General features: G+C 44.6%; 10 protein-coding genes and 1 tRNA gene. 6 read left to right on the forward strand and 5 right to left on the reverse strand.

From position 1 onward, the window contains the following. The first annotated feature begins 584 nt into the window (after nucleotides 1–584). Nucleotides 585–2,792: a CocE/NonD family hydrolase gene (locus tag QE357_RS03580; RefSeq protein ID WP_409050260.1), complete on the forward strand. Its 2,208-nt coding sequence runs from the start codon at nucleotides 585–587 to the stop codon at nucleotides 2,790–2,792. Between the two features lie 576 nt (nucleotides 2,793–3,368). Here QE357_RS03580 and QE357_RS03585 read toward each other — a convergent pair. Then, nucleotides 3,369–3,695, reverse strand: coding sequence for a hypothetical protein (locus QE357_RS03585; RefSeq protein ID WP_309705893.1), 327 nt, complete (start codon nucleotides 3,693–3,695; stop codon nucleotides 3,369–3,371). 826 nt (nucleotides 3,696–4,521) lie between these two features. Here QE357_RS03585 and QE357_RS03590 point away from each other — a divergent pair. Both QE357_RS03590 and QE357_RS03595 read left to right on the forward strand, forming a co-directional pair. Further along, nucleotides 4,522–4,950, forward strand: coding sequence for a response regulator (locus tag QE357_RS03590; RefSeq protein ID WP_309705895.1), 429 nt, complete (start codon nucleotides 4,522–4,524; stop codon nucleotides 4,948–4,950). Nucleotides 4,951–5,063: 113 nt separating this feature from the next. After that, the gene (locus tag QE357_RS03595) at nucleotides 5,064–5,450 is read left to right on the forward strand and encodes a response regulator (protein WP_309705896.1); all 387 of its coding nucleotides are present in this window, start codon (nucleotides 5,064–5,066) and stop codon (nucleotides 5,448–5,450) included. 427 nt (nucleotides 5,451–5,877) lie between these two features. Here QE357_RS03595 and QE357_RS03600 read toward each other — a convergent pair. Continuing rightward, a tRNA-Ile gene (locus QE357_RS03600) sits at nucleotides 5,878–5,950 on the reverse strand. Nucleotides 5,951–6,073: 123 nt separating this feature from the next. On the opposite strand from QE357_RS03600, the gene QE357_RS03605 reads away from it, so the two are divergent. Then, nucleotides 6,074–6,442: a periplasmic heavy metal sensor gene (locus tag QE357_RS03605; RefSeq protein ID WP_106636861.1), complete on the forward strand. Its 369-nt coding sequence runs from the start codon at nucleotides 6,074–6,076 to the stop codon at nucleotides 6,440–6,442. 85 nt (nucleotides 6,443–6,527) lie between these two features. Further along, nucleotides 6,528–7,757, forward strand: coding sequence for an HD domain-containing protein (locus tag QE357_RS03610; protein WP_106636862.1), 1,230 nt, complete (start codon nucleotides 6,528–6,530; stop codon nucleotides 7,755–7,757). A 17-nt stretch (nucleotides 7,758–7,774) separates the two neighbouring features. Here the strand turns inward: QE357_RS03610 and QE357_RS03615 are convergent, their stop codons facing one another. Further along, nucleotides 7,775–10,066, reverse strand: a complete 2,292-nt coding sequence (locus QE357_RS03615; RefSeq protein WP_309705901.1) for a GH92 family glycosyl hydrolase — start codon at nucleotides 10,064–10,066, stop codon at nucleotides 7,775–7,777. 230 nt (nucleotides 10,067–10,296) lie between these two features. Here QE357_RS03615 and QE357_RS03620 point away from each other — a divergent pair, with 230 nt between their 5' ends. Further along, nucleotides 10,297–11,439, forward strand: a complete 1,143-nt coding sequence (locus QE357_RS03620) for a TlpA disulfide reductase family protein (protein ID WP_309705903.1) — start codon at nucleotides 10,297–10,299, stop codon at nucleotides 11,437–11,439. A 456-nt stretch (nucleotides 11,440–11,895) separates the two neighbouring features. Here the strand turns inward: QE357_RS03620 and QE357_RS03625 are convergent, their stop codons facing one another. Together QE357_RS03625 and QE357_RS03630 are read right to left on the reverse strand one after the other, a co-directional pair. Next, on the reverse strand, nucleotides 11,896–12,774 hold the full coding sequence (locus tag QE357_RS03625; RefSeq protein ID WP_307142047.1) for a fructosamine kinase family protein: 879 nt from the start codon (nucleotides 12,772–12,774) through the stop codon (nucleotides 11,896–11,898). A 70-nt stretch (nucleotides 12,775–12,844) separates the two neighbouring features. Next, complete coding sequence (locus tag QE357_RS03630; RefSeq protein ID WP_309705906.1) at nucleotides 12,845–14,086, reverse strand: M14 family zinc carboxypeptidase; 1,242 nt, start codon at nucleotides 14,084–14,086, stop codon at nucleotides 12,845–12,847. Nucleotides 14,087–14,146: the final 60 nt, after the last annotated feature.

Here is a 14,146-nt window from a genome sequence, read left to right on the forward strand (position 1 = left end):
CTATGGATAAACGAGGCATAGAGTGATGCTAGGATTATAGCGTCTAACCTACGCAATCCTGTTCATCCAATAGCGTACTATATGGCTAATTCAAATCCGATATACCGAAACTGCCTGATAACCAGCGATGTGATTTTTCCTCCGGGCGGGTATCTGGGCATTTAGCACCATGGCGAGCCTCTACGGCGGACTATGTAGCTATCTATCCGTTCGCTTCTCTCACTGCCAGCAGACTCGTTACAGATGATTCGGATTATCTATAATGTGGGATTATTCCACCTTTGGCAAAAGGTAAATTTGGACTACCTTATGTGGGTAGTTAGAGAGTCCAATTTTGGACTTCCCGTAGTGACTATCAGTAGTTCACGGACTATCAGGGGCTTCCCCTAAATAGATAGTAACTTTTAGGTAGGACTACATCAACTCAAATCTGAGTTGGCTAAATATTAAGTACTCGTGCAACGCAACTAGCTAATACCTCCTCTTTGGTTAGATCAGCTGCCAATAGACGCTGACAGTGGCGAAACCGGTAGCTTATAAACTGATTAGTTATGAATTCTCTTTTTGCCAGATTGCTCTCAGTTATGTTTCTGTTCGGGTCGTGTCAATTAGAAGCCCAAACAACCGATGAAGTTAAGCAAGACTATACAAAAGTTGAAACATACATTGTTATGCGGGATGGCGTAAAGTTGTTCACCGCTATTTATACTCCAAAACAAGCAACGCCCGTCCGCCCTTATCCAATCCTATTGCAACGTACCTGTTATGGCATTGCCCCGTATGGCATAAACAGCTATCCTCACCGATTGGGCCCATCAGTGACGATGATGAAAGAGGGGTATATTTTTGTTTATCAAGATGTACGGGGACGCTACAAGAGTGAAGGGCAATTTACCAACCTAACACCCCTAACGGCCCATCAGAGCAATACAGATGTGGACGAAAGCTCCGATACGTTCGACACCATCGATTGGTTAGTCAAGAACGTACCAAACAACAATGGCAATGTAGGGCAGTGGGGGATGTCTTACCCGGGGTTTTACGCCGCCGCCGGTCTGCTGAGTAACCATCCCGCTCTAAAAGCTTCCAGTCCGCAGGCACCGGTTTCGGACTTCTTTTTTGATGACTTTCACCACAATGGAGCTTTTTTGCAGAGTTATTTCTTATTATTTCCCTGGTTTGGCGTTCCAAAGAAAGACACGACCACTTCTGCTTGGTACGATAGCCAGCCAGTCAATACGGCTAAAGTTGTCCGAGATGGCTACCAACTTTACCTAGATCAAGGCCCGTTAACGTTTGCTGACACCTACTATAAAGAGAACGTCTTTTGGCAGCAAACAGTGAACCACCCCAATTACGATGACTTTTGGCGAAAAAGAGGCTTACTTCAGCACTATCAGCCTCATCTAAAAACAGCCGTTATGACAGTGGGGGGCTGGTTTGATGCCGAAGACCTGTCGGGGCCACTGAATCTCTACAAGACGATCGAAAAGAAGAGCCCAGGCACCTACAATACGATTGTCATGGGGCCATTTGGACACGGGGGATGGGCTACTGAGACCGGCCATACCTTGCACAGTAACCTCTATTTTGGTGATAGTCTGGCCACCTTCTATATGAATGAGATTGAAGCTAAATTCTTTCGTCATTTTTTAAAGGGCATCGGCAACAGCACGGGTTTACCGGAAGCCTATATGTTTGATACGGGCCTGAAAAAATGGAGTCAGTTTGATCAATGGCCCGCGGCCAGTATACATAAACAAAAGCTTTACCTTAATGAAGCGGGTACATTGGATCGACAACCACCCCAAAAGGCTGGGTCCGTCTCTTATCCCAGCGATCCCCTCAAGCCAGTACCCCATACCGAGGATTTGACCTCGACGATGAACTTTACGCCCTACCATTACATGAGCGAAGATCAGCGTTTTGCTGGCCGGCGGCCCGACGTGCTGACGTTTCAAACGGGTAGCTTGTCCGAAGATGTTACCTTGGGCGGGGAAATTAAGGCGTATCTCAATATCGCTAGTACGAGTACAGATGCTGATTTTTTTGTCAAACTGATTGACGTTTATCCTCTGGACGAACCCAATCATAACTACATGCCTAACAAAAACGTCACCTTAAGTAATTACTGGCAGATGGTCCGTTCGGAAATCATGCCTGCCCGGTTTCGCAACAGCTTTGAAAAGCCCCAGCCACTCCGTGTTGGTAAGAAAACGGCCGTCCATTTTCCGTTGCAGGATGTGCTCCATACTTTTAAAAAAGGGCATCGGATCATGATCCAAGTCCAAAGTACCGCCTTTCCCTTATTTGCTCGCAACCCCCAGACATTTGTGCGTAACCCCTATAAAGCCAAGTCTTCGGATTACGTGAAAGCTACCCACACGGTTTTCAACGACAGTTTCATTGAGGTAGATGTGCTAAAAGGGACTCTAACCGAACATTCTCAGCCAACTGTCTGGAGTTTTGATAACTACCGACCCCGCATAATGAGTATAACTCCCTTTGAAAACGGATCACAAGGGGTCAGTACGAATACACAAGTAATAACCCTTCATTTCTCCCAAAAGATGGATTCCCGATACTATGGTTTTGGTAAGGGGCCTCTAGGTATAGAAAGCATGCCGAGGGTGAAAAAAATAGTGGGCTTTTCGGAAGAGGCTACATCGTTCTCCTTTGAGCTCGAAGTGAAGCCGAATCAGCATTATCAGTTATTGATCGGTCCAAGTTTTCGCAATGAGACTGGGGATCGACTAAAGCCTTATCTAATCGATTTCAAGACTAAAGAATAGGAGTTATCAACCCATACCGTTGGTATTAGACCGCCCTTATGTAATTTGTTTTTTAGCAAGGAATGGGTAGAAAATGATCTGCAAATTTAAGGCAGGTGAAAGGAAAGACAAATCCTGGCCAGGTATTGGCTCACCAATTCCTTCTCAAAACAAGCTGGAAGGCAGTTTGTAAATCTTCTCTTGGAATTGATGATAACATACTACCGTTGACAATCTCAGTCTAGGCAGGACCGAATGTTGACCTAATGCGAAGTATCTGCACTCTCACGCAAGCACCTACTCGAAACCCGGCATTTAACTACTTCTGAACTGAGTGTGTCTTTGTCAAGGCCCAATATATATTTAGATAGCTAAGTCGGATAGCTAAAGTCACTTTTACTCCTCCATTATGGGAGATATGACCCTGTTTGTAGTGACTATCAAACCTTTAGTCGAAGTTTAATGGCTTAGGTATATAGTCCGGCGTATCTTTGCCTCACTGAATCAGTCAGAGAAGTGGCGGCTTTGATGGCGGATTCACTAAAAGCCTACTCTTAACGATGAGTAGGCTTTTTAATTGACGAAATATGAAGAGGCTTACTTTTGAGCCAGTCCACCAAGCTGCTTCTTTATCCAGTCAATGTCCGACTTCAACGAAGCCGTTTCTTTTTGAAGGTTTGCGTTATGTTCTTCCAGAGTGCTTGCCTTTGAACGTAGCTTACTGTTCTCCGCCTTCAATTGATTCACCTCCTCAATGAGTGCTTTGATGGCAATCAGGTTCACGCCGTCAAAATCAGCCTGATTAATAGATTTATCTTCACCAATGGTTCCCAATTCATCCTTACCAAAAGCGGCATAGAAGTCCTGAGCCATGGGGCCATAGTGGCGGTGTTGCTTGATAAAAATGGAAAACACAAAAATCATCTACGACAAGCGAACAACCAATGCTTGACTGTGTTTGCCGGCTTTAGAGCAGGAAGGGTCTTTCCTAGAAATAACATCCCTCAGGCCGTTTAAGCACTCTTTGATGGGGCAGGGCTGGATGATAGACGTAATATTCCAAGCGAAGCTTTGTGACTACTACTCTCTAGACCTTAAGCCTGCCACTGGACGTGCCCGGGTCTTTTTGTACAAGTGTAAAGACTAGTTCATTTCAATGCCAAAGTAGGGTCTCCTCAAAATTGAGGACTCTGATTATGAGGCGGTTCACCTAAACGACATTATGTCGAACCCCATGTAAGCTCGGCGGTGGTCGGGCTTTTTGTAATTATGGTCACAGCGAATATTAACACCTTTCGGACGCTGGAACTAATAAGACGTTCCGAGCAGCCAGTTAGCTGAATCTTTTCCGTATAAGTCTGATAAACACTCCCCTTCGGGGTGTTTATTTTTTTGCTGGTCATTAAACATTAGCTCACAATGAGTACATTTCTTAAGTAATCTTTCGTTAATACCTTAGAAAATGCATTAGATACTTACTAGACAACACGACTGTTTAATTACAGATCATTTCAAAAAAATACCTAACCAAAGAGTAGTTGGGTATTCGTTAATCCTTTTTCAATAATCATATAAGTATACTTAAATTCAATGAATCATGTTTTAAGATTTTGATAAAATGAGATGCCAGACGAAATATACAGATCTAGCTATGATGTCTCCTAAGGACATTTTAATACACTAAACTCCTAGGCCTTACTATTAGTTAAGCGTACCTATCTACCTGCCAACTTGTTATTCTTGTCAGCTTATGGACTACGAAAAACTTTTAATTTTAGTCGTTGAGGACAATCAAAAATATGAGTATCTACTCAGTAAGGGATATGAACTAGGTAATTATGATTGTCAATATCATTTTGTAAATACCTCAGATGAGGTGTTAGGCCTCCTTGAGAATGGTCAGATAGCTATCAATATTATATTGATTGATGATGACTCGCCCGGCTTGAACGGATTGCAGGTAATCGAGATTTTGAAAAACTCGCATTGGAAGGCCCTACCAGTAGTCTTGTTTTCAGGTAAGCATAATAAGGATATTGTTCAACAGGCCTATGAGAAAGGTGCGAATGCCTTCATCATTAAGCCTAATGAGCAGGATTCCGTAGCCAAGCTTTGGGAAACATCATACTCTTTCTGGAAACGACACGTAAGTCTGCCTGATACAGATATGATAGGGTAATAACTGTGCTTATTAGGTAGTCATTTACCATCAAAAATAGGGAGGCAAATCCCTTTGTATGAAGGGGAAACCCTTAAATGCATTGATTATCTTTGTGTTTTAAAGCTATTCTTATGAAGAATACTACTTCTTGCTTACGTATTCTAGTAGTTGATGACGATACAGACGCCCTTGAAATAGTAGCTACGCTTTTAAAGTTATTGGGCTATGAAGTATACACGCAATGTAGCGGTGAGGCTGCTCTAGTTTTCATTGAAGCATTACACCCAAATGTAGTCATTTCAGATATTGGCATGCCTGGATGGGACGGTTACGAAACGGCTATCCGTATTCGGCAGCAAACTTATGGCAAGCATGTATTACTTATTGCTTTATCTGGATATGGATCAGATGAGCATAAGAAAAAAGCCTTACAATCAGGATTTAACTATCACTTGACTAAACCTTTAGATACTAATCTACTTAGAAGAATAATTGACAAACATCTGTCGGGTTTTTAAATTGCCCTGTAGAGGCCTCATAATTCTATCCGTTATCAACTCGTACCACTAGAAGAGCATAAATCAATCCTGAGCCAAGATATTTTCTTCGATGGTTGGAAAGGAGAGCTGCGGGAAGAGGATATACTTTTCGTTCTCTTTAGGTCGAACCCCATTCAAGCTCGACAGGAGTCGGGCTTGTCTTGTTTAAGAGCAAAACTGAGATTTCCCGATATATTATCGGGGTTTTGCATTTGAGGTCATTTCAATAAGACTTCTGTCAGTTTAGTCGGTACCCCTTCAGTGCATTTTGGCAAAAAATTAAATGCTCCAGACCTCTTCCAAAGGAGTCTCAACGTACCCCATTCTTTAAAATGCTGGTGAGTTTGCTGGTGAGATCAACAAAAAAGCACCTAGCAAATGAATGCTAAGTGCCTGATTATGAGGGTGGGCCCTGTAGGTTTCGAACCTACGACCAATTGATTATGAGTCAACTGCTCTAACCCCTGAGCTAAGGGCCCGATTTGACACTAGATCGCCAAATGAACCGCAAGTTTACACTTTTTTAAAGCCTTTTGCAATGGCTGATTAAACCTTTTGCTTCTTTTTTGTTTCCAAGGCCCTGAACGTTAACAAAAACAGTCATGAAAAAACTTATTGCTTTCTTCGTTGCGGGCTTGTTGTCCACTACGTTGACTTTTGCTCAAAATGATCAGGGACGCTCGCCGGAAGATCGGGCTCAACGCCAAACGGAACAGCTAATCAAAGAACTGAATTTGTCTACCGAACAGGCAGAGAAAGTAAAAGCTTTGAGCGACGACCGGATGAAGCAAATGCAGGAAATGCGGGCGAACGGTGCTCGTCCCGATCGTCAGAAAATGCGGGAGTTACAGGAAAACTACGAAGCTAAACTGAAACCCGTTTTAACTACCGAGCAGTGGACGAAGTACGAGAAGATTCGCGAAGAGCAAAGAAATCGTATGCGGGATAGACGTCCCGGTGGTGGCAATTAATCCAAAGATAATCTTGGTAATAATGAGTAGGAACGTATTTTTATGCGTTCCTACTTTCGTTTTATCGAGGCGGCAGCCCCTCATTATGAATAAGAAAAAAGTACTTAACGATCCGGTCTATGGCTTCATTACCATTCCTGGTCATTTGATCTTCGACCTGATTGAACATCCTTACTTTCAACGCCTTCGGCGAATCAAACAATTGGGAATGGCTGAATTAGTCTACCCCGGAGCTCTTCATACCCGCTTTCACCACGCTCTGGGAGCCATGCACCTGATGGGTGAAGCGATTAGCACACTTAAAAGTAAAGGTCATCTGATTTCGGATCAGGAATGCGAAGCGGTTCAAATCGCGATCCTTTTGCATGACATTGGTCATGGGCCGTTTTCGCACGTGCTGGAACATACGTTATTGCATCATGTCTCGCACGAGCGAATTTCACTATTGTTGATGAATGAACTAAATCAGGAATTCAACGGGGCTCTTGACCTGGCGATTCGAATGTTTTCGGGTCAGTACGAACGTCGCTTTTTTTATGACCTCATTTCCAGTCAGTTGGATATTGACCGACTGGACTACCTCAATCGTGATTGCTTTTTTACCGGAGTAACAGAAGGAAGTATTGGCTCAGAACGCATTGTAAAGCTGCTTGATGTAGTGGATAACCAGTTGGTTGTAGAGCAAAAAGGGGTCTATTCCATTGAAAATTTCCTGACGGCTCGTCGACTGATGTACTGGCAGGTTTACCTGCACAAAACGTCCATTTGTGCAGAAACGATGTTGATTCAGCTCATTCGTCGGGCTCGTGAGTTGGTCCATGAAGGTCAAACGGTTTATGCGACGCCTGCTTTAGAGACGTTTTTATATAACGAACCCAGCTTGCAGGACTTTCAAACGCATCCGCAATACATCAAGGCCTTTACCCGACTGGACGATTACGACATCTGGGCCTGTATTAAGCAATGGACGGTTCACGCCGATCGTTTGTTGTCCCATTTATCAACGATGTTACTGGATCGTAAACTTTACAAAATTCGCTTTTTTGATTCGGCTCCTTCGGAGGAAGTGATGGAAGATTTTCGAAAACGGGTGTTAGCTCTGCCCGGAGTTACTGAAGAGGAGTTACCCTATTTAGTAGTGCAGGGAGAAACGACTAATTCAGCCTATTTGTCCAGCCGTCAACCCATCCGCATTTTAACCAAAGATCGGGGTGTGGTGGATGTTTCGGAAGCTTCGGACTTACCAACGATTAAAGCCTTAAGTCAGATCGTCAGAAAATTCTACGTCGCTTATGCCATTCGTGGCATCTCTTGACGGATTTGAAGTTAGTATTAATTAGAGGTAATAGAGCTGGGTCGGTTCTCAGCCGAGCTTCCCCAGCTTTTGTTGGGCGAAGCTCCCATGACTAACTCTAATGTGCCGCCAGCAAGTAATTGATCGTGCGTTAGAAAGGTCTTATTAAAAGGCTTACCGTTCAGTTTCGCCGACTGGATGTATATGTTCTTCGTTGAGTTACCTATCGCTTTTACCGTAAAATTTTTGCCTTTGCCTACATCAATCGAAGCTTCCGTAAAGCTCGGACTACCGATTACGTATTCCGGGCGACCGGGACTGGCGGGGTAAAAGCCTAGCATGCTAAAAGCCAGCCAAGCCGACATTTGTCCCCCATCTTCGTTTCCTGATAATCCGCCGGGGCCGCGTCCGTATTCTTCACTTATCAGTTGGCGTACCCATTTTTGAGTTTTGTACGGCTCTCCTGCCCACGCGTAGAGGTAGGCGGTGTGGTTACCCGGTTCGTTCCCGTGCCAGTAATAACCCTTTTCAAACATGCTATCAAGTTTGGCGACGAATCGTTCCCGACCGCCGATTTGTTTGAGCAATCCGTGCACATCCTGCGGTACAAACCAGGTATACTGAGCGGGGGACCCTTCAGTAATGAAACTCACCCGAATAGCGAAAGGATCAAAGTTTTCACTCCAGCGACCATCGGCATAACGACCGCGAGCCCAGCCCGTTTTCGGATCAATTACGTTCTGATAATTCAGAGCTCGTTTCATTAATGCCTGATAATCTTCGGTTTTATGCAAAGCTTTAGCTAGTTGTGCCAGGCAAAAATCATCATAAGCGTACTCTAGTGTGCGGGAGGTTTGCTCACGCTTGTGGAAGGCCTGCCAAACGGAATCTTCCAGCGGAATATAGTTGTATTTCAGATAACTTTCCATGCCCCGGCGGCCCTTCCCTGACTCATAACTCTTCACATCCCGATTGACTTCAAAAGCATTCTTTCTCAGATAGCTATAAGCCTTTTGAACGTCAAAATCTCGAATCCCTTTTACGTAAGCATCAGCAATGGCGGAGGTAACGTGATCGCCGGTCATGGCGGCAGTGTAATGGTTCCAACAGGGGAAAATGGGCATCCAGCCGCCTTGTTCCGCCATATGCGTGAACGACTGCATCAAGTCTGCCGAGCGTTTGGGCTCAAGTAATACGTGCAAGGGTAAGCCCGCCCGGAAGGTATCCCACATGCTAAAATCGCAGTAGTAATCGAATCCTTTGGCTGTATGAATGGTCGAGTCGTCCGCAAAGCCGGGGTAACGTCCGTCCACGTCCGAGTAGAGGCGGGGCGTAATTTTCGTGTGATATAGGGCGGTGTAAAAAAGACTTTTATTTTCCTCTTTTCCTTTCAACTGTACTTTCCCTAATTCCCGATTCCAGGCTTCTTCGGAAGATTCCTGTACTTTTTTGAAATTCCAGTCGGGAATTTCAGCCTTCAGATTTCGATACGCTCCTTCCAGGTCGGTGAAAGAAGTTCCAACGCGGGCGGTTACCTGCGTTGGAGCGTGAGACGCAAACTGAATCAGAGCACCGACCGCTTCTTCTTTGAGGTGGGCTTTTACTTTCGTTTGGTTCATTTGAATGACCGTATTCTGCCAGGTGCCAAAAGCTTCAAAATCGGTATCAAACTGAATGACGAAGTAACCCCTGAAGCCCGCCGATTCACCCCAGCCCTGATAAATGCGATGAACGGGGTTGTAGCCTACAATTTCCCGACGTTCGGGGTGAATTTCAATAAATCCTTCCCCTTCGTCACTATTCGGTTCGATCAAAACGAAGTGGGTATCTTCATTCTGAAACTTGAATCGAAGAATTCCAGCCCGTGGCGTTGCCGTTATCTCCGTCTGGATTTGATAATCAGGTAAGTTGATGGAGTAAAACGAAGGAGTAACGATTTCATGATTATGAGAATAACTGGATTCAGGCCGTGTGGTAGCTTGGCCCGAAAAAGGCATCAGGGTTACCGTACCGTAATCCTGCACACAAGAGCCATTAAGCCAGTGCGAGCCACGAAAACCATTGATTTTAGTATCGGTATAGTAATAGGGAGCGATACATTTAGTTTCGGTGCGACGGGTTTGAGGCGTCCAGCTAGTCATACCGTGAGGATGACCGATGGCGGGAGAGATCTGCCCTTTCAATTCGCTTCCGGCCTCGCTGTGTCGCTGGGCGGAAAGGGTAGTGCTGGGAGCCGAGCCAATCAGCGGATTGACGTATTGTACAGGCGATTTTTGCTGAGCCCAGGCCGAAAAACAACTGAAGCTTAACCAGATATATAAAAATTTCATAGAAAAAATAGAAAAGCATCAGGTTATAAAAGAGTGACGATGAACGAGGCAAAAATCCCTGTGATAATGATTTATAAAGTTTTGATATTTGCCAAATACACCAAATTCAATTTTATAAAAGCATGACAAGCAAAGGGTTTTATCTCAGAAATGAATCATACCCTAGCGAAATGCCTATATTTACCTCACCAATTCAAAGTGATTTTGAAAATCATCGATAAACTTAACTTATGATGAAAAAAACGGTCATAATGGCCCTGCTGTGCCTGCCCGCTTTGAGCTGGGCTCAAAGTGGTGCTTATACGCTAAAAGGCAAAATGGGACAACTGAATGCTCCTGCCAAGGCTTATTTACGTTATGTGAAGGATTCCAAATCGCAGTTGGATACAGCCGTGATTAAAAATGGAGTCTTTGAATTTAAGGGTTCGGTGGCAAATCCTCAGAAAGCTATGCTTTTCGTGGATGCGAAAAACAAAGGCCTGCGTCAAGTGGGTCGGGATCATATTGTGTACTTATACCTGGAACCTGGAACGATTAATGTGCAAAGTCCTGATTCGGCGGTGCATGCGAGCGTGAAAGGCCCGGCGGTTAATACCGAAAACGAAAAACTGAAAGCATCTTTGAAGGCTTCGAGTGAGAAAATGGCTGCATTGATGGCTGATTATCAGAAAGCGACGCCAGAACAACGCCAGTCAAAGGAGTTTGAAGAAGCGATTGATAAGCGTTACGAAGCCATTCAGGAAGAGCAGAAAGCAGTTAACGCTCAATTTATTAAAGCGAATCCGAAAAGTATAGTTAGTCTGGACGCGTTGCAGGATGTGGGCGGTTCCGTGCCTGAATATGCAGACGTAGAACCTTTATTCAGAACACTTGCTCCCGAAGTAAAAAATACGGAAGCGGGTAAGGCTTACGCCAAAAAGCTGGAAACTATGAAGGCGACGGCGATTGGTGCCGTAGCTCCGGCTTTTACGCAGGCAGATACGACAGGCCGTCTGATTTCTCTGGCTGATTTTAAAGGGAAGTATGTATTACTGGACTTCTGGGCAAGCTGGTGCGGTCCCTGCCGTCGCGAGAATCCGAATGTGGTAGAAAATTTCCAGAAGTATAAAGATAAAAACTTCACCGTTCTCGGTGTTTCACTGGATCAGCCTGGAGCGAAAGAAGCCTGGCTGAAGGCCATCCATAAAGATAACCTAACCTGGACGCACGTGTCGGATCTTCAGTTCTGGAACAATGAAGCGGCAAAATTATATGGTATTCAGGCCATCCCTCAGAACTATCTCTTAGATCCTCAGGGTAAAATTATCGCTAAGAATATTCGCGGTAAGGCTCTGGGCGATAAACTGGCTGAGGTATTATCAGCGAGTAACTAAATATCAGCTATAATTCTAAAAAACAAGGCTGACCAATTGATTTGGTCAGCCTTGTTTTTTGAATAAAGGGATTTATGATCTGTCTATGCCAGCTTTTCTATTACTGGAAAGGAAGGGGTTTTGCTGCCAGTGGTAGGTTTTAAGTTTTACTTGGGAAACAGGTTTGGTTTATGATATGAATAAGGTTAAGCGAATCGTTTGACCAGCTGTATTAGGGAGTACCGCTGCCAGTCTTTTTGCTGGCAGCAATAGCTTGCCCATTGGGTTGTGCTGCCAGCTTTTCCGCTGGCAGCGGTAGGGCTTAGGGTTTTCGTTTGAAAAACGGTTTTTTGCTAGAGGTCAATGTAGTAAAGAAAATCATTGACTCCACCCATATTAGGGAGTACCGCTGCCAGCCTTTTTGCTGGCAGCAATAACTTGCCCATTGGGTTGTGCTGCCAATGGAAAACTTGGCTCTTAATACTTTCGCAAAATCCGTTCAACGGCTGTTAAGTAACCTCCGGCAAAGAGGTTTACATGAACAAGTAGAGGATATAAATTATACAAAGGAATACGGTCGTTAAAGCCGGGTTCAACCGGAAAGGCTTCGTAATAACTCGTGTAGAAACTGGTATCAAAACCGCCAAACATGGTGGTAAAGGCAATTTCAGCTTCCCTCAATCCAAAGTAGGTAGCTGGATCAACCAGGGCTACAGCTCCATCGGCACCCGTCATGACGTTACCACTCCAGAGATCGCCGTGTAATAAAGCTGGCTTTTCGTTGGGAATAAGATTGGGTAACTTCTCACAAAACTTCAGAAACTGATCGTACAACTTATTCGAAAGCTTACCTTCATATAAGGCCCGCCCGGCTTGTACTTTCAGTCGGTTTTCTACGAAAAAGTCAATTCCCGAATCCATCCACTCATTTTGCTGAGGCAGAGCTCCGATGTAATTATTGAATTCCAGCCCGTGCTTTTCAGTAGTTACCCGATGAAGCTGAGCCAGCTTCTGGCCAAAGTCCGTCCAGTAGTTCGAAAGTTGCGGACTCGATTCCAGAAAATCCATCATCAGGTAAGAACCATCACTTCGCTGACCGTATCCGTGCACGGCGGGAATGGTCAGGACATCCGTTTGCCGCAGGCGATTCAGACTCCGGGCTTCGCTTTCGAACATGCCTTCATGATCGCCCTGATTCCATTTAATAAAAAAAGAACCTTCAGCCGTTAGTACTTTGGCCGCGAGGTTGAAATTACCGCCATAGATGAACTGGAACTCCCGAACTTCGGGCTGAAAGCCCAGCGTTTCGAGTAATACACTTTCCAGAAATTGATATTGATCTGCACTTTGAAACATAAACAGCGGTTGGCTTTATACGGAATACTGCAAAATAGAGGTGCCAGTGGCGAACGACCAAATTCGGCCCCTATTTAACCCATCCATTTTCAATTTTATAGGTGACGACTCCTTTGGATGATTTTAGAATAAAATCGGCTTTACTGCCCATTTTTACGTCCGTTTCCAGGCGTAAACCCGTCGCGTCGATTTCCTGGGTACCGAAAAAAACGGAGCAGTCGCCGAGTTCTTCCACCGTTCCGCGAACGTACCATTTTTCAGGCCGATTAAAAACCGCTAGTTCCCGACGATTAATAGCAATATCCATTAGAATGGGTTTATTGTTTTTAATAACCGTCACGTTTCGAATGATCAGGTCAAACAGCGAACGTCCGTTTTCAGGAATGGTTTCGTAGTCTTCAATGGCTTCTTTGGCATAACTTTCAGAAGCGATGGTGTGCAAACCACTCAATAACGCTACATAGTTCAGTCGGCGAATTTTCTGTTTTTCAGGATCATTCGCATAACCACCCGACTCGATTAAAACGAGCGAACTACCCCATTTCTGAATATTATCTCCGAAAGCACGAGGTTCAAATTCGTCCGAAAAACGTCCAACCTGATTAGGAATGAACTGCTGTAAATTTCGGTTCAGCGAAACGATTAACTGCATGGAACGTTTCCGTACGTCATTGACTTCCCGGGCTTCATTATAGGCCGTAGCCAGAAAAGAAATCGTAGCCAGATTTTTCGTCTTACCCGCCGAATACCGGGGTTCCTGATCGTGCAGATTAAAGGCAAACGTCGGCTGAATGCTTTGCTGAAGCGACTTGAGTAGCTGGCCTTCTGGGGTTTGTAAACGTAAGGCATCACGATTCATGTCTATCCCTAAAGCGGTTCTCCGAGTCCAGGCTTCCGCTCCGTCAGGATTCAGCATGGGCACGAAGTATAAGGTCGTTTTCTCCAGAATTTCTTTACGTAAATCGTCGAAAGCATCGTTAGAGGCAGAGAAAAACCGGAAGAGATCAAAAATGGCCATGGTGGCTGTAGCCTCATCTCCGTGCATTTGTGACCAAAGTAACACATTCGTTGGTCCCGTGCCGATCTTAACCATATGCAGACTACGGCCTTCGGTGGAAGTACCTACCTGTTTTACTTCAAAGCTAGCTTTCGCCGCATTCAGCAAAGGGATGATGTCTTTATGGGTAAACCGGCGTTCGGTTAAGGCTTTTTCTTTAAAAGTTTCGTGAGAATCAAAAAGTTGCTGAAGCATATTCTGAGCATTCGTACGGGCCGCAAAACCTAATAAGAGCAATAAGAAAAGGTATTTCATAGCAATTCATCAGCATTATGCGGTTCAGGTAATCACGCAAAAGTAAATAGTTTACGGTTT

It is taken from the genome of Siphonobacter sp. SORGH_AS_0500 (genome assembly GCF_031453245.1).
Classification (GTDB): Bacteria; Bacteroidota; Bacteroidia; order Cytophagales; family Spirosomataceae; genus Siphonobacter.